Source organism: Promicromonospora sukumoe 327MFSha3.1, from assembly GCF_000385135.1.
GTDB classification, from domain to species: domain Bacteria; phylum Actinomycetota; class Actinomycetes; order Actinomycetales; family Cellulomonadaceae; genus Promicromonospora; species Promicromonospora sukumoe_B.
The window spans coordinates 1018349-1037777 of record NZ_ARQM01000010.1; the positions used below are offsets into that span (position 1 = coordinate 1018349).

The 19429-nt window shown below is 74.5% G+C and carries 17 protein-coding genes; 9 read left to right on the top strand and 8 right to left on the bottom strand.

The window, feature by feature from the left end; genetic code table 11:
- Positions 1–6 precede the first annotated feature (6 nt).
- Positions 7–972 (top strand): hydroxymethylglutaryl-CoA lyase, encoded by a 966-nt coding sequence (locus H291_RS0108230; protein WP_020014509.1) that lies wholly within the window; start codon positions 7–9, stop codon positions 970–972.
- On the opposite strand, the gene H291_RS0108235 is transcribed toward H291_RS0108230, so the two are convergent.
- Complete coding sequence (locus H291_RS0108235; protein ID WP_020014510.1) at positions 929–1840, bottom strand: LysR family transcriptional regulator; 912 nt, start codon at positions 1838–1840, stop codon at positions 929–931. The two genes, H291_RS0108230 and H291_RS0108235, sit on opposite strands and share 44 nt — an antisense overlap.
- A gap of 93 nt (positions 1841–1933) precedes the next feature.
- Here H291_RS0108235 and H291_RS29155 point away from each other — a divergent pair, with 93 nt between their 5' ends.
- A complete protein-coding gene (locus tag H291_RS29155) occupies positions 1934–3157 on the top strand; it encodes an MFS transporter (protein WP_020014511.1) in 1224 nt (407 codons plus the stop codon).
- Positions 3158–3224: 67 nt separating this feature from the next.
- Positions 3225–4226, top strand: a complete 1002-nt coding sequence (gene fgd / locus H291_RS0108245; protein ID WP_020014512.1) for a glucose-6-phosphate dehydrogenase (coenzyme-F420) — start codon at positions 3225–3227, stop codon at positions 4224–4226.
- Positions 4227–4253: 27 nt separating this feature from the next.
- On the opposite strand, the gene H291_RS0108250 is transcribed toward fgd, so the two are convergent.
- Positions 4254–4913 carry a response regulator transcription factor gene (locus H291_RS0108250; protein ID WP_020014513.1) on the bottom strand — a complete coding sequence of 220 codons (660 nt, stop codon included), beginning with the start codon at positions 4911–4913 and terminating at the stop codon, positions 4254–4256.
- Positions 4914–4918: 5 nt separating this feature from the next.
- Complete coding sequence (locus H291_RS0108255; RefSeq protein WP_020014514.1) at positions 4919–6049, bottom strand: sensor histidine kinase; 1131 nt, start codon at positions 6047–6049, stop codon at positions 4919–4921.
- A gap of 131 nt (positions 6050–6180) precedes the next feature.
- Between H291_RS0108255 and H291_RS0108260 the strand changes: the two genes are divergently transcribed.
- From H291_RS0108260 to H291_RS0108270, 3 genes are read left to right on the top strand one after another with little or no spacing between them, the layout of a single operon-like run.
- The gene (locus H291_RS0108260; RefSeq protein ID WP_020014515.1) at positions 6181–6609 is read left to right on the top strand and encodes a hypothetical protein; all 429 of its coding nucleotides are present in this window, start codon (positions 6181–6183) and stop codon (positions 6607–6609) included.
- The gene (locus H291_RS0108265) at positions 6606–8207 is read left to right on the top strand and encodes a multicopper oxidase family protein (RefSeq protein ID WP_020014516.1); all 1602 of its coding nucleotides are present in this window, start codon (positions 6606–6608) and stop codon (positions 8205–8207) included. The genes H291_RS0108260 and H291_RS0108265 overlap by 4 nt, the downstream gene beginning before the upstream one ends.
- 20 nt (positions 8208–8227) lie before the next feature.
- Positions 8228–8920 (top strand): HAD hydrolase-like protein, encoded by a 693-nt coding sequence (locus tag H291_RS0108270; RefSeq protein WP_020014517.1) that lies wholly within the window; start codon positions 8228–8230, stop codon positions 8918–8920.
- 26 nt (positions 8921–8946) lie between these two features.
- Here H291_RS0108270 and H291_RS0108275 read toward each other — a convergent pair whose 3' ends face one another.
- Positions 8947–9471 carry an O-acetyl-ADP-ribose deacetylase gene (locus H291_RS0108275; protein ID WP_020014518.1) on the bottom strand — a complete coding sequence of 175 codons (525 nt, stop codon included), beginning with the start codon at positions 9469–9471 and terminating at the stop codon, positions 8947–8949.
- Positions 9468–9938 carry a GNAT family N-acetyltransferase gene (locus H291_RS0108280; protein ID WP_020014519.1) on the bottom strand — a complete coding sequence of 157 codons (471 nt, stop codon included), beginning with the start codon at positions 9936–9938 and terminating at the stop codon, positions 9468–9470. The genes H291_RS0108275 and H291_RS0108280 overlap by 4 nt, the downstream gene beginning before the upstream one ends.
- Before the next feature lie 176 nt (positions 9939–10114).
- Here H291_RS0108280 and H291_RS32375 point away from each other — a divergent pair, with 176 nt between their 5' ends.
- A complete protein-coding gene (locus H291_RS32375; protein ID WP_020014520.1) occupies positions 10115–11806 on the top strand; it encodes an HNH endonuclease signature motif containing protein in 1692 nt (563 codons plus the stop codon).
- A 34-nt stretch (positions 11807–11840) separates the two neighbouring features.
- Here H291_RS32375 and H291_RS0108290 read toward each other — a convergent pair whose 3' ends face one another.
- From H291_RS0108290 to H291_RS0108300, 3 genes are all read right to left on the bottom strand, one after another.
- Entirely contained in the window at positions 11841–13076 is a 1236-nt protein-coding gene (locus tag H291_RS0108290) for a DUF6596 domain-containing protein (protein WP_020014521.1), read from the bottom strand.
- Complete coding sequence (locus tag H291_RS29165) at positions 13077–13460, bottom strand: YciI family protein (protein WP_020014522.1); 384 nt, start codon at positions 13458–13460, stop codon at positions 13077–13079.
- A 91-nt stretch (positions 13461–13551) separates the two neighbouring features.
- Positions 13552–16029: a DNA gyrase/topoisomerase IV subunit A gene (locus H291_RS0108300; RefSeq protein WP_020014523.1), complete on the bottom strand. Its 2478-nt coding sequence runs from the start codon at positions 16027–16029 to the stop codon at positions 13552–13554.
- Positions 16030–16194: 165 nt separating this feature from the next.
- Here H291_RS0108300 and H291_RS0108305 point away from each other — a divergent pair, with 165 nt between their 5' ends.
- Positions 16195–16650, top strand: coding sequence for a hypothetical protein (locus tag H291_RS0108305; RefSeq protein ID WP_147456393.1), 456 nt, complete (start codon positions 16195–16197; stop codon positions 16648–16650).
- A gap of 25 nt (positions 16651–16675) precedes the next feature.
- The gene (locus tag H291_RS0108310) at positions 16676–19420 is read left to right on the top strand and encodes a bifunctional acetate--CoA ligase family protein/GNAT family N-acetyltransferase (RefSeq protein ID WP_020014525.1); all 2745 of its coding nucleotides are present in this window, start codon (positions 16676–16678) and stop codon (positions 19418–19420) included.
- Positions 19421–19429: the final 9 nt, after the last annotated feature.

Sequence of the window (19429 nt, forward strand, 5' to 3'; positions counted from 1 at the left end):
GAGCCGATGCCTGAGTCGCCCCGCGAGTACCGCCGTCCCCAGGTGGTGCGCGACCCGGCCCTGCCCGAGCGCGTGACGGTCTACGAGGTGGGGCCGCGGGACGGGCTGCAGAACGAGAAGGCCGTGGTGCCGACCGCGGTCAAGGTGGACCTGGTCGAGCGCCTGCTCGACGCCGGCCTGCCGTACGTCGAGGCCACGAGCCTGGTGCACCCGCGCTGGGTACCCCAGCTCGCCGACGCCGCCGACATGCTCGCGGCGCTGGTGGACCGGATCGGCGACCGCGCCCGCGACCTGCCGGTGCTCGTGCCCAACGAGCGCGGCCTGGAGCGCGCCTACGACCTGGGCCTGCGGCACATCGCGGTGTTCGCCAGCGCCACCGACTCGTTCGCGCGCCGCAACCTGAACCGGTCCCTCGACGAGCAGTACGCGATGTTCGAGCCGGTCATGACCCGGGCCCGCGCCGCGGGGATGCGCGTGCGGGCGTACGTCTCGATGTGCTTCGGCGACCCGTGGGAGGGCGACGTGCCGATCTCCCAGGTGGTTACGGCCGGCAAACGGCTCATGGACCTGGGCGCGGAACAGCTCTCGCTCGGCGACACGATCGGCGTCGGCACGCCCGGGCACGTGACCGCGCTCCTGGACGCGCTGAACGCCGCCGGCCTGCCCGACGACGTGCTGGCCCTGCACGCCCACGACACCTACGGGCAGGCGCTCGGCAACGTCGCCGCCGCGCTCCGGCACGGCGTGACCACGTTCGACACGTCGGCCGGGGGCCTGGGCGGGTGCCCGTACGCGGAGTCGGCCACGGGCAACCTCGCCACGGAGGACCTGCTCTGGATGCTCGACGGGCTGGGGATCACCACCGGGGTGTCGCTGCCGCGCGTGGTGGAGACCAGCGCGTGGCTGGAGCCACACCTCGACCACGAGCTCACGAGCCGGACGTACCGGGCGCTCGCGGGCCCGGGCTCCTAGCGACCCCGTGCAGCAGGGCCAGCGCCGCCTCGACGGGGCGGGTGGCGCGCAGCCGGCTGACGGACCGCATGGAGAACGTGAGCGAGACGTCGAGGGGGACGACGACGGCGCCGGGCGCGGGGCGCAGCACCATGCGGGGGATCGCGGCGACGCCGAGCCCGGCCGCGACGAACGCGGCCACCAGGCTCATGTCGGGGCTCTCGACCACGACGCTCCGGCGCAGGCCGCGCGCGGCGAGCTCGCGCTCGATGATCACGCGGTTGCCGAACCCGGGCGGGCCGTCGACGAACGGTTCGCCGACGAGGTCCTCCAGGGAGAGCACCGCGCGCCCGGCCAGTTCGTGGGTCTCCGGGACCACCGCGACGAACTCGTCGGCCTGCAGCTCGTGCGAGCGCAGGCCCGCCAGGTCCTCGGCCGGCAGGCCGGTGATCGCGACGTCGAGCCGGCCCGCCCGGACGTCGTCGACCAGGCCCGTCGAGCCCGTGGGCGAGGCGACGACGCTGAGCGCGACGCCCGGGTAGAGCTGGTGGAACCGCCCGGCCAGCGCCGGGATGTCGAGCATGTCGGAGTTGGCGAAGACCCCGAGGCGCAGCCGCCCCCGCAGGCCGCTCTCGGCGGCGGCCACGACGTCGTAGACGCGGTCCAGCGACTCGACGGCGGCCCGGGCCTCGGGCAGCAGCGCGCGGCCGGCGTCGGACAGCTCGACCCGGCGGGTCGAGCGCACGAAGAGCGTCGCGTGCACCTCCCGTTCGAGCGTGCGCACGCCCGCCGAGACGGCGGACTGGACGGTCTGCAGCCGGTGCGCGGCGCGCGTGAAGCTGCCCTCCTCCGCGACGGCGATGAAGTACTCCAGGTGCCGGGTGTCCATGGGGTCATCGTCGCAGAGTTATCGCGAACAGCGATAGGTAGCATCGCAATGATTCGCTTGTCCTGATGAATGCGGCGGGCGCAGACTGCTGGGGTGACGAACACGCAGACCTACCCCGCCCCGCCCGCACCGACCCCGGCCGGCCCGCGCCGCCACGGCGCCGGGTTCTGGGTCACCGGTCTGACCTTTCTGCTGCTCATGGCGTTCTCTACGGTGCCGACCCCGCTCTACCCGCTGTACGTGGCCCGCGACGGGTACGGGCCGTTCACGGTGACGGTGATCTTCGCCGCCTACGCGGTGGGCGTCGTGGCGAGCCTCTTCTTCGTGGGTCACCTGAGCGACCGGGTCGGACGGCGCCCGCTGGTCCTGCTCGCCGCCGCGCTGGAGCTCCTGGCCGCGGTGATCTTCCTGGCCCGCGACGACCTGGCTGGGTTGGTCACGGCCCGGCTCGTGTCCGGCATCGGCATCGGCGCGCTGACGGCGACGGCCACCGCCTACCTCGCGGAGCTGGACGGTGGCCGGTCCCGTCCGGCGCCCGGCCGGGCCGCGGTGGTCGCGACCGTCGCCAACCTGGGCGGCCTGGGGCTCGGCCCGCTCCTGTCGGGGCTGATCGCCGAGCCGTCGGCGGAGCCGCTGGTGCTGCCGTACGCGGTGTTCGCCGGGGTGCTGGTGCTGCTCCTGGTGGGCACGCTGCTGGTGCCCGAGACGGTGCTGCACCGCCCGGGCCTGCGGCCCTACCGCCCGCAGCGGGTGGCGATCGGCCCCGAGGCCCGGCGCCCGTTCGTGGCCAACGCCGTCGGCGCGTTCACGGCCTTCGCCGTGTTCGGCCTGTTCAGCTCGGTCGCGGCGTCGTTCGTGCACGACGAGCTGGGGCAGACGTCGCTGGTCGTCACCGGCGTCGTGGCGGCCACGCCGTTCCTGGCGGGCGCGCTCGGGCAGTCCGTCGTCGCGGCCGTCGCGCCGGCCCGCCAGCTGCGCGCCGCGACGGTCCTGATGATCGTGGGCCCGGCCGCCCTGTTCGGCGGCGTCGTGCTGCCCTCCACGGCGCTCTTCCTGACGGGCGGCCTGCTCGCCGGCGGCGGGGCGGGGCTGCTCTTCAAGTCCGCCCTGGGCCGGACGGCGGCGCTGGTGCCGCCCGGCGAGCGGGCCGAGGCCCTGGCGCTCGTCTTCCTCGTGGGCTACGCGGGCCTGGTGGTCCCCGTGCTCGCCGTCGGCGTCGGCCTCGTGTACCTGCCGGCCCCGCTGGTCCTGGGGGTGTTCGTGGTGCTCGTCGCGCTCGCGGGCGGGTGGGCCGCGACGGCGATGCGCCGCTCCTGACCAGCGGTTCTGTGATCTGTGCGACGCCTGCCCACGCACCCGGGCGATGGAGCGTAGGGTCACAACCGTGACTCTGAAGATCGGGTACAAGGCGTCCGCCGAGCAGTTCGGGCCGCGCGAGCTGGTTGAGCTCGCCGTACGCGCCGAGGAGGTGGGACTGGACAGCGCGATGGTCTCCGACCACTTCCTGCCGTGGCGGCACGAGGGGGGTCACGCGCCGTCGGCCCTCGCCTGGCTCGCCGCGGCGGGGGAGCGCACCTCCCGCATCCAGCTCGGCACGAGCGTGCTCACCCCTACGTTCCGCTACAACCCCGCGGTGATCGCGCAGCAGTTCGCGACGCTCGCGCTGCTCACCGAGAACCGCGTGATCCTGGGCGTCGGCACGGGTGAAGCCCTCAACGAGACGGCCGTCTCCGGTATGGAGTGGCCCGAGTTCAAGGAGCGGTTCGCGCGCCTGCGGGAGGCCGTGCAGCTCATGCGGGCCCTGTGGACCGAGGAGTCCGTGGACTTCAAGGGCGACTACTACGAGCTGGTCGGCGCCAACATCTACGACCGGCCCGAGAATCCCGTGCCCGTGTACATCGCGGCCGGCGGGCCGCTCGTGGCGAAGTACGCGGGGCGCGCGGGCGACGGCTTCATCTGCACGTCCGGCAAGGGCATGGACCTGTACACGGAGAAGCTGCTGCCGGCCGTGGCCGAGGGCGCCGGGAAGGCCGAGCGCGACGTCGCGGACGTCGACAAGATGATCGAGATCAAGATCTCCTACGACCGCGACCCCGCCGCCGCGCTGGAGAACACCCGGTTCTGGGCGCCGCTGTCGCTCACGCCGGAGCAGAAGCACAGCGTCACCTCGGCCACCGAGATGGAGCAGCTCGCTGACGAGCTGCCGATCGAGCAGGTCGCCAAGCGCTGGATCGTCGCGTCCGACCCCGACGAGGCCGTCGCGATGATCAAGCCCTACGTCGACGCCGGGCTGAACCACCTCGTGGTGCACGGGCCGGGTCACGACCAGGAGCGGTTCCTGACGCAGTTCAGCGAGGACGTGCTGCCGCGGCTGCGCGCGCTCTGAGGTCCCGGTAGGTGCGGACGGGCCTGGTCAGGGTGTCCTGACCAGGCCCGTCTCGTACGCGAGGATCACCAGGGCGGCCCGGTCCCGCGCACCGAGCTTGGCGAGCAGCCGGCTCACGTAGGTGCGAGCGGTGGCGGGGCTCAGGTAGAGCTCGGCGGCGATCTCGTCGTTGGTCAGCCCGCGGCCGAGCTGCTGGAGCACCTCGCGCTCGCGCTCGGTGAGCGCGGCCAGCCGGTCGTCGGCGCCGGCCCGGGGCGCCGGGGCCGCGGCGACGGCGCGCAGCACGGTCGCGGTCACGGCCGGGTCGAGCAGCGCGTCGCCGGCCGCGACGACGCGGACGGCGCGGCGCAGCTCGGCGGGCGCGACGTCCTTGAGCAGGTAGCCGGAAGCGCCCGACCGGACGGCCTCGAAGACGTGCTCATCCTCGTCGAAGGTCGTCAGCACGAGCACGCGCGTGCCCGCCAGGGCGGGGTCCGCGACGATCTGCCGGGTGGCGGCCAGGCCGTCCAGCCGGGGCATCCGGATGTCCATCAGCACCACGTCGGGGCGCAGCTCCCGCACCCGGGCCACGCCCGCCTGCCCGTCGGCGGCCTCGCCGACCACCGCGATGTCGCCCTCGCTCTCGGCGAGCGCGCGCAGCCCCGCCCGCACGAGCTCCTGGTCGTCCACCAGCACGATCCGGATCATGGCGCTCAGCCTTCCAGACGCAGGGGCAGGTCGGCGGCGACCACGAACCCGCCGCCCGGGGCGTCGCCCGTGGTCAGCGTGCCGCCGAGCAGGGCGACACGCTCGCGCATCCCGGAGATCCCCGAGCCGGGCACCGGCGACGGACCGGCCCCGCGGCCGTCGTCGGACACGCGGACCGCGAGGCGGTCGCCGTCGACCCGCGCGGACACCGCGACCCGGGAGGCGGCGGCGTGCCGCAGCGTGTTGGTCAGGGACTCCTGCGCGATCCGGTAGGCGGCGGCGTCGATCGCGCCGTCCAGGACGCCGTCCGGCACGTCGAGCGTCACGTCGACGGCCAGCCCGGTGGCGCGGGCGGAGGCCGCGAGGGCCTCGACGCCGGCCAGGCCGGTCGGGGCCGGGCTCGCGGCGTCGCCCACGGGCGCGCGGAGCACCCGCACCGTGGACCGCAGCTCGTGCAGCGTGCCCGACGTCGCCTGCCGCACGTGCTCCAGCGCGCCCCGGGCCGCGTCGTCGTCCCGGCCCACGGCCTCCGCCGCGACACCCGAGTGCAGGGCGATCACGGACAGGTTGTGGCCCACCACGTCGTGCAGGTCCCGGGCGATGCGCAGCCGCTCGGCCTGCAGCCGCTGCTCGGCGGCGTGCGCCTGGTGCGCCCGGGCCTCCCGGGACAGTCGCACCGCGACGCCCAGCGCGATCGCCGCCGCGACCAGCGCGAGGTTCGTGACCAGGTCGTACGGCGTCAGGTACTCCTCGGCCGTGCCCGTGACCCGGTAGTAGGTGGCGACCGCGACCAGGACGGCGCCCCCGCCGACCGCCCAGCCGGTCCGGCCCATCTCCGCGGCCGAGTAGAGGGCCGCGACCGCGGGCAGCGCCATGCCGATCGGCGCGAACTGGAACGTGTAGTAGGCGAACACCGCGAGCACGGTGACCACGAGCACGGTGCGCGGCAACCGCCGCCGCAGCAGGACCAGCGCCCCGAACCCCGCCGCGAACAGGTAGGCGCCGGGCCCGGCGTGCCGGGCCGCGTCGGGGTCGGCGGCGATCACCACGGCGACCACCAGGGCCATGGCGATCGCCAGGGCGACGTCGGTGACGCGTGGGTCCACGGCGTGCGGGACCTCGTTCTGCTCGGGCACACCGACACCCTACGGACGGCCCGACCCTGAGGCATCAGACCAGGGTCCAGGGTTGGTGTCGCCTCCAGGCGACACCAGGAGACGATCCCGGGCCGATGTGGCCGGGTGGGGCCGGCGGGCACCGTCGGGGCATGACCTCACCACAGCCTCCCGCCCGGCCGACGCCGGGACCCGCGGCCGGCCCCGTCCCCGTCCCGTGGACCCTCGTCGCGGGCCTGTCCGCCCTGGCGCTGCTCTGGCCGCTGACCGGCCTGACCGGCGCGCTCGGCACCGGCGCACCCCGCGCGCTGACGATCATCGGCATCACCGCCGCCGTCTGGATCGGCGTCGTCGGGCTGGGCCGCGTGCCCCGCCCCGTGCTCACCCTGACCCTGACCGGCCTGGCCCACGGGCTGGTCGCCGTGGCGATCGGCACGCTCGTGCCGGTGCTGTCGGGCTTCGGCCCGGGCGGCGGGCCCGCATGGACCCTGATCCCGGCCCTGGCGATCGACACGATGTGGGGCGCCCTGGCGGGCGTCGCGGCCGCCGGCGTGCAGCGGCTGCGCGGGGCGGGCCGATGAGGCGCGTCGGCCCCGGTCACGTCATCGGCTCCGCCTCCGCGGGCGCGCTGGCCCTGCTGCTCGGGCTCGCGGGCTGCGCCCTGGTGCCCGGCTCCGTCACCCCCGTGGACGAGGTCGAGTTCACCAACGAGCTCGCGATCCCGCCGCTGGCGCCGTCGCGCGTCGTGGACGGCACACGCGTCTTCTCCCTGACCGCCCAGGAGGGCACCACCGAGTTCCTGCCCGGGGTCGAGACACGCACCTGGGGCTTCGACGGCCCCTACCTCGGCCCCACCCTGCGCGCCGAGCGCGGCGAACGCGTCGCCGTCGAGGTCACCAACGAGCTCGACGAGCCCACCAGCGTGCACTGGCACGGCATGCACCTGCCCGCGGCCATGGACGGCGGCCCGCACCAGGAGGTCGAGCCGGGCGAGACCTGGCGGCCCACCTGGCAGATCGACCAGCCCGCCGCCACCCTCTGGTACCACCCGCACCCCCACGGCGCCACGGAGAAGCACGTCTACCGCGGCCTGGCGGGCCTGTTCCTGCTCGACGACGACGCGTCCCGCGCCGCCGACCTGCCACAGGAGTACGGCGTCGACGACGTGCCCGTCGTCGTGCAGGACAAGGTGTTCGACGACGCCGGCCAGCTCGAGCTGTCGGACAACGGCAGCGAGCCGGGCACGCTCGGCGGGACGGTGCTGGCCAACGGGACCGTGGGGGCGTACCACGAGGTGACGACCGAGGCGGTGCGCCTGCGCCTGCTCAACGGTTCGACCGCCCGCACCTACCAGCTCGGCTTCGCCGACCGGGACATGGACCTGGTCGCCACCGACGGCGGGCTCCTCGACGCCCCCGTCCGGCTCGAGCAGGTGCGGCTCGCGCCCGGCGAGCGCGCCGAGGTCGTCGTCCGGATGAAGCCCGGCGAGACCACGCGCCTGCACTCGTTCGAGGCCGACCTCGGCGGCGTCGTCGTCCCGTTCGCGATGGGCGGCAACGACGACTTCGACGTCCTGGAGCTACGCGCGGCGGACCGGCTGGCGCCGTCGCCCGAGCCCGCGTGGGAGCCGTCGGTCCACGCGGCCGCCGACGCCCTGCACGAGGCCGACGCCACCGTGACACGCGAGTTCGAGCTCGACGACCGGCACATCAACGGCCGGACCATGGACATGGGCCGCATCGACGAGACCGCCACCGTGGACGCCACCGAGGTGTGGGAGGTGCGCAGCATCGTGCCCATGCCGCACACCTTCCACGTGCACGACGTCCAGTTCCGCGTCCTGACCGTCGACGGCGACCCGCCCCCGCCCGAGCTCGCCGGGCCCAAGGACACCGTGTACCTGGAGCCCAACCGCACCTACCGGCTGCTCATGCGGTTCGAGGACTACACCGACCCCGACGTGCCCTACATGTTCCACTGCCACATGCTGCTGCACGAGGACGAGGGGATGATGGGCCAGTTCGTCGTCGTCGAACCGGGGGAGAACGCGGGGACGGTGCCCCAGCACGACGGCGGGGCAGGGCACGGGGATCACGGGGGTGCTGATGCCGGTGCCGGTGCCGGGGGCTCCGGGCCGGACGTCGCTCCGGGCGCGGACGCGCACCAGGGGCACCACTGAACCTGTGGCACGCTCGTCGCGTGACCCTCTCGCTGCCCCGCACCATCACGCACGTCCTGCTCGACCTCGACGGCACCCTCACCGACTCCGCGCCCGGCATCATCGCCTCCCTGCGCACCGGCTTCGCCGACGCCGGGTTCGCCGTCCCGGCCGAGGAGGTCCTGCGGACCTTCGTCGGTCCGCCCCTCGGAGCCAGCATGACCGGCATCGGCCTGTCCCCGGCCGACGCCGACACCGTGATCACCGCCTACCGGCGCGACTTCGAGGTGCACGGCATGATCGGCGGCAACTCCGTGTTCCCCGGCATCCCGGAGGCGCTCGCGGCCCTGCGGGACGCCGGGGTGACGCTCCTGGTCGCGACCGCGAAGCCACAGCACTACGCGAAGCAGATCGTGGAGCACTTCGGGCTGGCGGAGTACCTGGAGGGCGGGCTCGACGGCGTCCACGGCGCGGCGGCCGAGTCCGCGGGCCTGGTGCAGGGCAAGGAGGTCGTGGTCGAGCGCGCGCTGGCGCACGCGGTGGCCCTCGGGGCCGGGGCGGGGCAGGTCGTGATGGTGGGCGACCGCGAGCACGACGTGCACGCCGCCGCCCACCACGGTGTGGCGACCGTCGGCGTGGCCTGGGGCTACGGGGCCCCGGGCGAGCTGGAGGAGGCGGGCGCGGCGGCGATCGCGGCGACGCCGGAGGAGCTGGGCAAGCTGCTCACTAGCTGACGACGAGGCCGGGCGTCGCCGGCCCCCTACCGGTCGAGGACGTCGTCGAACGCGCGCTGCACCCGCTCGTCGATCACCACGAACCGCACCTCGCGGGGGCTGCCGTCCGGGTGTTCGGCGAGCCAGCTCCGGCTGGTCGCCACGGCGATGCGCGCGACGTCGGACACGGGCCAGCCGAAGGCGCCCGCGCTCACCGCTGGGAACGCGACCGACCGCACGTCGAGCTCGGCGGCGACGTCGAGCGACCGCGCGAAGCAGGAGGCGAGCAGGGTCGGGTCGTCCTGGCCGCGGTGCAGGTTGGGCCCCACCGTGTGGATCACCCAGGACGCGGGCAGGTCGAACGCGGGGGTCGCCACGGCGTCGCCGACCGCCAGGCCGTCCGGGTGCGTGGTCTTGCGCAGGCGCCGGCAGGCCTCCAGCAGGCGGGGCCCGGCGGCGGCGTGGATCGCGCCGTCGACCCCGCCGCCGCCCAGCAGCAGCGAGTTCGCGGCGTTGACCACGGCGTCGGCCTCCACGCGGGTGAGGTCACCGATCTCGACGGACAGGCTCATGTGGCTGCTCCTGGGTGGGATGTGGCTGCCGGTGCGCCCGCTGCGCCGCCGGGACGTTCCATCCATTTGTACTCCTCGGTGACCGCCGTCCAGCCGAACTGCTCGTACAGCCCGTGCGCGTCGGCGGTCGCGAGGATCGTGCGGCGCAGCCCGAGCTGGTCGAGCTCCGCGACCACACCCGCGACCAGCAGCTTTCCGATGCCCTGCCCGCGCAGCCCCGGGTCGACGATGACGTCGGCGAGCCACGCGAACGTCGCGCTGTCGGTCACGACGCGGGCGAACCCGACCTGCTCACCCGTGGCCCGGCGGTAGACGCCGTAGGGCCGGGAACCCGCGATCGCGGCGTCCATCACCTCGCGTGGGCGGTCCTTGGCCCAGTAGGTGTGCCGGGCGACGAGCTCGTGCACGCGGGCGGCGTCGATGCGGGCCGGGTCGGTGGAGAACTCGTAGGGCTGGTCGTCGGTCATGTGCTGGAGTCAACCACTGGACACCGACACGGGCCGAGGCAACTGGGGTTCTTGGGGTCGAGGCAGGCAGAAACACCTGTGGATACCGGGTGGATGTCGGTGGCGGCGGCTACCGTCGAACGAGCATCCGCAGGTTTGACAAGGTTAAGTGGTGCATGAGGCGAAGGGCTGGTGGAATGGACGACGGGCAGAACTACGAGGGCATGAGTTACACGCTCCTGGACGACGACGTCTTCGCCGAGCTGGTCAGGCTGGACGAGCTGGAGGGCGGGCCGGACTGGCCGTCCGAAGCCGTACCGGTCGCGCTGTGGCCGGTGGAGCACCTGTGCGCCGCGCTGACCGGTGCGATCGGCATCAAGCTGGCGCACGTGGTCGCCGAGGCCACCGACCCGGATGCGGAGCTCTTGGCGGAGCTCCCGGACGCCGCCCTGGGTGACCTGATGATCGCGTGCGGCCGGCTGCAGTCCTGGGCCGCGGGCCTGCAGGCGCGGACCGTGGCCGAGCGGGCGAGCCGCGAGAACAGCCCGCTGGCGCACAGCTCGCTGGTCGCGCAGGTCACGGGCGAGCTGGTGGTCACCGGGACGGAGGCGTCCGAGGTCGTGGTGCGCGGCGAGTCCGGGGTGGACCATCCCTCCGTGATCCGCGCCCTGACGACCGGGCGGATCGACGTGAAGAAGGCGCACACGCTGCTGCGGTCCGCCTCGCAGCTCACCCTCGAGGAGCGCGCGGAAGCGATCGCGCGGTACCTGCCCCAGGCACCGTTCCGTACGTGGCGCTGGCTGCGGTCGAAGCTGCTGGCGTTCGCGAAGTCGCGGCACGGCGCCGAGGAAGCGGCCAAGGCCGCGGCGGCGCGTCGTTCGGTGCAGATCGACCGGGCCGGGGACGACATGGGCTGGCTGTCGGCCTACCTGCCTGCGGTCGACGCCGCGGCGGTGTGGGGTGTGCTCGACGACCTGGCCCACCAGCTCCGGCGCACGCCCGGCGAGGAGCGGGACCTGGGCCAGCTGCGGGCAGACTGCCTGACGGGGATCGTCACGGGCCGGCTGCGGACGGCCGATGGCGCGGGCAGCGACGAGACCAGCGAGGCCGCGGGCACCCACGGCTGCACCTGCGGCGGGCGGGCCCCGGCGCGGCCGACCATCGTGCGCGTGGTGCCGACCAGGCCCGTGGTGCGGGTCACGGTGCCGGCCAGCGCCCTGCTGGGCCAGGACGACGCCCCCGGCGAGCTGGAGGGCTTCGGGCCCGTCACCGCGGATCTCGCCGGCCGGATCGCAGCCGACGCCACCTGGCAGCGCCTGGTCACCGACCCGCTGACCGGCATCCTCACCGACTACTCGACCACCTCGTACCGGCCGGGCAAGGTGCTGCGCCAGGCGGTGGTCGCGCGCGACGGGACCTGCGAGTTCCCGCACTGCGAGCAGCCTGCGGACCAAGACGACCTGGACCACATCGTGCCGTTCGACCACGACCTCGACACCGAGACGCTGCCCCCGGGCACCCCGGGGCAGACGCGTGCCGACAACCTCCAGCCCCTGTGCCGGCGGCATCACCTGCTGAAGACGCACGGCGGCTGGAGCGTCGTCCGTGAGGCGACCACCGGCGTCACGACCTGGACCGCGCCCTCGGGCCGGGTGCACACGCGCCCGCCGACCGTGCTGGACACCCACATCGACATGGCCGACGCCGCCAAGGCCGATGCCACCGAAGGAACTGCGGCAGAGACGGCCGATGCCGACACGAGCTACGACCTGACGCTGCGGTCGGTGTCCAGGAAGCGTCCGCCCCGACGGCACTCGACGAAGGAGGACAGCGCGGCGGCTGCGGGCGCTGATGCGGGTTCAAGCACCCCGACCGAACCGCCGTTCTGAGCGTCGACCATGAGGCAGGCCGGCGGCCAGCGCCCTATCCCGCGTACCGCCGGCAGAACTCCCGCAGCGGTCCCTCCGGCACCACGTCGAGCAGCTCCCGGTACCGGCCCGCCGCCTCGTCGGCGCGCCCGGACCTGCGGGCCAGGTCCGCCAGGGCGAGGCTCGCGTCCCGGGCCGCGTACGGCGGACCGTCGGCTACCAGCTCCTCGAGATCGTGCTCGACAGGCGCGAGGTCGCCGCCGTCGCGCAGCGCGAGCCGGCCGAGCACCACGAGCCGGGCGACACGTGTGGCTGGAGACGGCCAGGCGGCCAGGAGCACGTCGTAGAGCTGGGCGAGACGCGGCCAGTCCGTGCCCACGGCGTCCGGCGCGGTCGCGTGGACCCCGGAGATCGCCGCCTCGAGCGCGAACCTGCCCGGCGGCACCGAACCCGGCGCGGAGGACCGGGTGAGCGCCGCCGTGGCGTCGTCCAGGCCGGCACGCAGCAGGCGCTGGTCCCAGGCCGTGCGGTCCACCTCGTCGAGCGGGAGCGCCACACCGTCGCGCACGCGGCCGGGGCGCCGCGCCAGGCCGAGCCGGCACACGGCGCGCAGGCCGAGCACCTCGGGGTCGTCCGGGTACTCGGCGGCGAGGGCCTCCGCCAGCGTGTAGGCGTCCCTGGCCGGGTCCTCCGTGGCGTCCACGGGCCGCAGTGCCTCCCGCTGCCCGACGGTGAACAGCCCCGCCACGCACGCGAGCACCACGGGCAACCGCACGGCCCGCGCGGGCCCGTCCGGCACGGCGAACTCGCCGCGCGCCCGGGCCAGCGCCGACTTGGCCCGCGTGAGCCGCGCGGCCGCGGTGGCCTCGGCGATGCCGAGGTGACCCGCGATCTGCCGGACCGTGAGCCCACACACCACCCGCATCGCCAGCACGAGCTGCGCCCCGGGCGCCAGCGCGTCGTCGCACGCCACGAACAGCAGCGCGAGGCGGTCGTCCAGGTCGTCGCCCGGGGCGTGCGGCACGTCCACGTCGGCCACCTCCGGGCGGGCGAGCTGGGGCTGGAGCCGGTCGAACACGGTCCGGTGACGCAGCGCGTCGAACCAGGTCCGGCGGCCGACCTGCACGCACCAGCCGACCAGGTCGTCGATGGTGTCGTCGGGCTGCGCGGCGGCGCGCGCGAACGCCTCCGCCGCGTACTCCTCGCCGCGGTCGAGGCTGCGTGTCGTCACGGCGAGCGACCGCACCACCTGTGGCCAGGCGGTGCGGAACGCCGCGGGGTCGATCGGCACTCAGGAACCGAAGTTCATGACCTTGCGCCACTCGACGACGTTGCCGCTCGGGACGAGCGCGGCGATCTTGCGTGCCGTGGCCTCGTCGCACTCGGCCCGGTAGAAGCCCGTGATCACCTCGTTGGTGTCGGTGAACGGGGCGTCGGTGTACACGGGCTCGCCGCCGTCCTGGCCGACGGCGACGAACCCGCCGTACTTCGAGTTCTGCAGGGCGTCGCCGCCGGTGATCTTCACGCCCAGGGCGGCCACGGCCTCGCTGAAGCGCTCGTGGGCGGCCATGTCCTCCGAGAGCTCCTGGCGGCGTTGCCCGCGCAGGTTCTCCGGGAGGTAGGCGTCCGAGTCCCAGTCGTTCTCGCGGATCAGGAAGACCCAGGTGTCGGTCATGTCGAGCTCCTCGTTCGGGGTGATGTTGACACGCCTTGGACGGGCGAGCCGTGCCGGAATCGACACCCCCGACGAAATTACTCTCGCCAGATCAGCCGATGACCGCGACCGGGACCGAGATCGGCGTCCCGGAGCCGTCCCGGCGCTGGTCCTCCTCGGGCAGCTCGACCGGCTGGCCGCCGGCGCCGAGCGCACGCGGGGGAGTGGCGCCGACCCAGGCGAGGATCAGGCCGTCCTCGCCCTTGAGCAGCCGCTGCGACCGCACACCCCCGGTCGCCCGGCCCTTGCCCGGGTACAGCGCGAACGGCGTCACCTTGCCGGCGCCCGGCTCGATGCCCGGCAGCGCGTCGCCCGCGCCCGCGATGGTCACGACGGTCGCCTCGACCCCGGCGGGGACCGCGCCGAAGAACACCGCACGCCGCCCCTCGGCGAGCTTGATGCCGGCCATACCGCCGGCGGCCCTGCCCTGCGGGCGGACGGCGGAGGCGGGGAAGTGCAGCAGCGACGTGTCGTCGGCGACGAAGACCAGCTCGTCGTCGTCCGAGACGACCGCGGCACCGACGACGGTGTCGCCGTCCTTGAGCGCGATCACGGGCCACTCGTCGCCCTTGGCCGGGGCGTCGGACGGCGCGATGCGCTTGACGACGCCCTGAGCGGTGCCGACGGCGATGGTCGGCGCGTCGGCGCCGAGCCCCGTCACGCCCAGCACGGACTCGCCGCGCTCCAGCTCGACGAGCTCGCTGACCGGGATGCCGCCCGAAAGCGACGGCGCGCCGTCGGTCGGCGGGAGCGACGGCAGGTCGAGCACGGAGATCCGCAGCATGCGGCCGGCCGACGTCACGAGGCCCACGTGGCCGCGGGTGGAGGCCCCGGCGTCGCCACGCATGGCGTCGTGCGCGGCGCGGTTGCCCTCGCGCGGCACGGGGACGTCGTCGGGCAGCCGGGCGAGCAGGCCCGTCGCGGACAGCACCACGCGGGTGGGCTGGTCCTTGATCTGCAGGTCGATGGGCTCGACGCCCTTCCTGCGCCCGTTCGCCGGGGCGACGGCCACGGAGCCGACGGACCCGCCCGCGGCGTCGAGCAGCACCGTGCGGCGCGGCGTGCCGTAGGTCTTGGCCACCTCGCCCATCTCGGTGCTGACCAGGCGGCGCAGCAGCTTCTCGTCGCCCAGGAGCTGCTCCAGCTCCGCGATCTCGCGGCGCAGCTCCTCGGCCTCCTTCTCCAGCTCGATGCGGGAGAACTTGGTCAGGCGGCGCAGCTGCAGGTCGAGGATGTACGACGCCTGCGGCTCGGACAGGTCGAAGATCTCGCGCAGGCGGTCGCGCGCGATGGCGGCGTCGTCGGACGAGCGGATCACCTGGATGACCTCGTCGATGTCGACGATCGCGATGAGCAGGCCGTCCACGAGGTGCAGGCGCTCCAGGCGCTTGTCCAGGCGGTACTGCGAGCGGCGCCGGACCACGGAGATGCGGTGGTCCACCCACACCCGCAGCATCTCGAGCAGACCGAGCGTGCGCGGCTGGCCGTCCACGAGGGCCACGTTGTTGATGCCGAACGAGTCCTCGAGCGGCGTGACGCGGTAGAGCTGCTCCAGCACGGCGTCCGGGTCGAAGCCCGTCTTGACCTCGATGACCAGCCGCAGGCCGTGCGTGCGGTCCGTGAGGTCCTGGACGTTGGTCACGCCCTGGATGCGCTTGGCCTTGACGCCGTCGGCGATCTTCTCGATCACCTTCTCCGGGCCCACGAGGTAGGGCAGCTCGGTGACGACGATGCCCTTGCGGCGCGGGGTGACGTTCTCGATCCGCGCGGTGGCGCGGGTGCGGAAGGTGCCGCGGCCGGTGCGGTACCCGTCGCGGACGCCGTCCAGGCCCACGATCTTGCCGCCCGTGGGCAGGTCGGGCCCGGGCACGAACCGCTGCAGGTCCTCCAGGGTGGCCTCGGGGTTCTTGATGAGGTGCTGCGCGGCGGAGACGACCTCGACGAGGTTGTGCGGCGCCATGTTCGTGGCCATGCCGACCGCGATGCCGGACGCGCCGTTGACCAGCAGGTTCGGGATCGCCGCGGGGAGCACCTCGGGCTGGGTCAGCTTGTTGTCGTAGTTCGGCACGAAGTCGACGACGTTCTCGTCGAGGCCCGTGGTCATCGCCATCGACGGCGCCGCGAGCCGCGCCTCGGTGTACCGGGGGGCGGCGGGGCCGTCGTCGAGCGAGCCGAAGTTGCCGTGGCCGTCCACGAGCGGGAGCCGCAGCGAGAAGTCCTGTGCGAGGCGCACCAGCGCGTCGTAGATGGGGGCGTCACCGTGGGGGTGCAGCTTTCCCATGACCTCGCCCACCACGCGCGACGACTTCACGTGCGCGCGGTCGGGCCGCAGCCCCATGTCCGACATCATGTAGAGGATGCGGCGCTGCACGGGCTTCAGGCCGTCGCGCGCGTCGGGGAGCGCCCGCGAGTAGATCACGGAGTAGGCGTACTCGAGGAACGAGGTCTCCATCTCCGAGGCGACGTCGATGTCCACGACCTTCTCGTGGATCTCGCTCTCGTCGAGCGGCTGCGACGGCTTGCGCGCCATGGTTCGTGGGACTCCTGGACTGAAGGGGGTGGACGGGACAGGCAAACGGTACCCCGCGCCACCGACACCGGAGCCCCGACCTCGCCGCGCTTACACCAGATCTCGTTCCAGGTCACGGGGCCGTGGCATGTGCAATCAGGTGCTGTCACCTGGCAGTATTCAGGTATGCCCGAATTGCCGCTGGTCAGCAGGCCGACCGCCGTCCCGGGCTGGCTGGCCCGGATCGGCCTCGCCTACGGCGTCGTGGGGCTCAGCGTGGTGCCCGTGCTGGTGCTGGGGGCGCTGGTGACGTGGTGGATGCAGTCCTGGCAGTGCGCCCAGCAGGAGTGGGGCTGCCTGGAGCAGGGCATCACCATGTGGGCCGGCCTGGCGATCCTCGCCGCGGTGCTGCACATCGTCGTGGCCATGCGCGTCGGGCTCGGCGTGGTGCACGGCCTGGTGGTCGTCGCCGTCGCCGCGGTGTCGGCCAACGTGGCCCCCGCGCTCGGCGCGTGGCTCCTGCTCGCGGCGGGCCCCGCTCTGGCGGCGATCCTGACGGCGTCGGGCCCCAACCGCCGCCAGCGCCTGGTGCTCGTGGGCTTCGCCGTGATGCTGCTCGTGGGCATGGTGCTGGTGGGCTGACGCCCGCCGACCTAACCTTGGTCCCGTGGACCAGCCAGAACCGGCCGACCGACGGGGATACCCGGTCGAGTGGGAGGCCGACGTGGTGCTGCGCGACGGCTCGACCACGCACGTACGCCCCATCCGGCCCGAGGACGCCGACGCCCTCCAGCGCTTCCAGATGGCGCAGTCGGAGCGCTCGACCTACCTGCGGTTCTTCGCGGCCCTGCAGCGCATCCCCGACCGGCTGCTCACCCAGCTCGTCACGGTGGACCACGTGCGCCGGGCGGCGCTCGTCGCGGTCCGGCCGGGCACGGAGCACGCCGAGGACATCGTCGGGGTCACGCGCTACGACGTGACCGACGACCAGCCCGGACGCCGCACCGCGGAGGTCGCGTTCAACATCGCCGACGCGCTGCAGGGCCAGGGCCTGGGCTCGGTCCTGCTGGAGCACATCGCGGCCGCGGCGCGCGAGCGCGGCGTGCACCGGTTCATCGCCGAGGTGCTGCCCCAGAACCGCGCGATGCTGGGCGTGTTCCGGGAGGCGGGCTACGACGTCGAGCAGCACCTCGACGACGGCGTGGTCACCGTCTCCGTGGACCTCGACCCCACCGACCGCTCCCGCGAGGTCATGGCCGACCGCGAGCACCGCACCGAGGCCCGCTCCATGCAGGGCCTGCTGTCGGCCCGCCGCGTGCTCCTGGTCGGGCCCGCCGACGGCGGTGCGGGCGACACCCCGGAGATCGACCACCTCCTCGTCGCCCGCGTCCGCGAGGCCTACGCCGCCGACCCCGGCGACACCGAGCTCCTGGTGCTCGGCGACGACGTGACCTGGGCGGACCTCGAGGACGGTGCCACGGTCGACCTCGCCGTCGTCGCGGCCCCGCCCGACGAGGTGATCGACGCCGTCCGCCGCCTGCGCGGCACGGGCGCCCACGGCGTCGTCGTGCTCTCGGCGGGCTGGGCCGAGACCGGGCCCGCCGGCGTCGCCCGGCGCCGCGAGCTGCTGCGCACCGCGCACGGCGCCGGCATGCGCGTGGTGGGCCCCGCGAGCTACGGCCTCCTGACCAACGTGCCTGGTGCGAGCCTGCGCGCCAGCCTGGCGCTGACCACCCCGCGCCCCGGCCGGGTCGGCCTGTTCAGCCAGAGCGCGCCGACGGCGGTCACGGCGTCCGAGACGGTCAAGCGCCGCGGCCTGGGCTTGTCCACGCTGGTCTCGGCGGGGCACCGGGCCGACGTCTCGGGCAACGACGTGATGCAGTACTGGCAGGACGATCCGCACACCGACGTCGTCTGCCTGTACCTGGAGACCCTCGGCAACCCCCGCAAGTTCTCGCGGATCGCCCGCCGCCTCGCGCTGGTCAAGCCCGTGGTCGTGGTCGTCGCCGGCCGGCACGGGAGCGTGGTGCCGCCCGGGCACACGGTCCGGGCCACGCGCGCCCCGCGCCGCATGCTCGACGAGGTGCTGCGCCAGTCCGGGGTCATCCGCGCGGAGAACACCCACCAGCTCATGGACGTCGCGCAGGTGCTCGCCCACCAGCCGCTCCCGGCGGGCGGCCGGGTCGGCATCCTCGCCAGCTCGCCGTCGCTCGCCGCCCTGGTGGCCGACGCCGTCGCGGCCGCCGGACTGACCGTCGTCGGCCCGCCGGAGCCGCTGTCCGCGGGGGCGCCCGACGACGAGATCGCCGCCGCCGTCGACGCCCTGTACGGGCCCGACGCGTGCGACGCCGTCGTCATGGTCTCCGTGCCCGTGGTGCTGCCGCGCACCGACGCGATGGCGCGCGCCGTCGCGCTGGCCGCCGCGCGCACGGGCCGCACCACCGTCGTCAGCGCCCTGGGCCTGCACGGCATGCCCGACGTGCTCGCCGCGACCGTCCCGGACGGCCTGCCCGGCGCGGGCGACGAGATCCGCATCCCCGCCTTCTCCACGCCCGAGGACGCCGTCTGGGCCCTGGGCGAGGTGGTGCGCTACGCGCGCTGGCGCGCCCAGGACCACGGCACACCCGTGCGCCCCGCGCTCCGCGAGGGCGTGTCCGACGGCGTGGCCCGCACCCAGGCGCGCACGCTCGTCGAGTCGCTGCTGGGCCGCCACCCCGAGGGCGCCGTGCTGGACCAGGACGCCGCGACCGAGCTGCTGGCCTGCTACGGCCTGACGCTGTGGGGTTCGCGGAGCGTGCGCACGCCGGACGAGGCCGTGGCCGCCGCGCGCGACCTGGGCTGGCCGGTCGCGCTCAAGGTCGCCTCGCCCGCGCTGCGCCACCGCGCGGACCTGGGCGGCGTGCGCCTCGACATCGCCGACGCCGAGGACCTCGCCGAGGACGCCGAGCGGATGCTCGCCGCGGCCTCCGCCCTGCTGCCCGGGACCGACCCGGTGCTGGAGGTGCAGGCCATGGCGCCCACGGGCGTGGCGTGCGTGGTGCGGTCGGTCGAGGACGAGCTGTTCGGCCCCGTGGTCTCGTTCGGCGTGGCGGGCGACGCCGTGGACCTGCTCGACGACGTGACCCACGGCGTGCCCCCGCTGACCGACGTGGACGTGGCCCGCATGGTGCGCGGCGTGCGCGCCGCCCCGCGCCTGTTCGGGTACCAGGGCGCGCCCGCGGCCGACGTCGCCGCCCTGGAGGACGTGCTCGCCCGCGTCTCGGTCATGGCGGAGGACCTGCCGGAGCTCGCCTCGGTGGAGCTGTACCCGGTCGCCGTCGCCGAGCGGGGAGCCTCGGTGCTGCACGCCACGATCCGCCTGCGACCGGCCGAGCGACGCACGGACGCCCTGCGCAGGGCGCTGCCGGGCTAACGGCGCGAC

Coding starts and splice junctions, on each gene's coding strand:
- H291_RS0108230 (WP_020014509.1), top strand. CDS start 7: ATGCCTGAGTCGCCCCGCGAGTACCGCCGTCCCCAGGTGGTGCGCGAC.
- H291_RS0108235 (WP_020014510.1), bottom strand. CDS start 1,840: ATGGACACCCGGCACCTGGAGTACTTCATCGCCGTCGCGGAGGAGGGC.
- H291_RS0108250 (WP_020014513.1), bottom strand. CDS start 4,913: ATGATCCGGATCGTGCTGGTGGACGACCAGGAGCTCGTGCGGGCGGGG.
- H291_RS0108260 (WP_020014515.1), top strand. CDS start 6,181: ATGACCTCACCACAGCCTCCCGCCCGGCCGACGCCGGGACCCGCGGCC.
- H291_RS0108265 (WP_020014516.1), top strand. CDS start 6,606: ATGAGGCGCGTCGGCCCCGGTCACGTCATCGGCTCCGCCTCCGCGGGC.
- H291_RS0108275 (WP_020014518.1), bottom strand. CDS start 9,471: ATGAGCCTGTCCGTCGAGATCGGTGACCTCACCCGCGTGGAGGCCGAC.
- H291_RS0108280 (WP_020014519.1), bottom strand. CDS start 9,938: ATGACCGACGACCAGCCCTACGAGTTCTCCACCGACCCGGCCCGCATC.
- H291_RS32375 (WP_020014520.1), top strand. CDS start 10,115: ATGGACGACGGGCAGAACTACGAGGGCATGAGTTACACGCTCCTGGAC.
- H291_RS29165 (WP_020014522.1), bottom strand. CDS start 13,460: ATGACCGACACCTGGGTCTTCCTGATCCGCGAGAACGACTGGGACTCG.
- H291_RS0108300 (WP_020014523.1), bottom strand. CDS start 16,029: ATGGCGCGCAAGCCGTCGCAGCCGCTCGACGAGAGCGAGATCCACGAG.
- H291_RS0108305 (WP_147456393.1), top strand. CDS start 16,195: ATGCCCGAATTGCCGCTGGTCAGCAGGCCGACCGCCGTCCCGGGCTGG.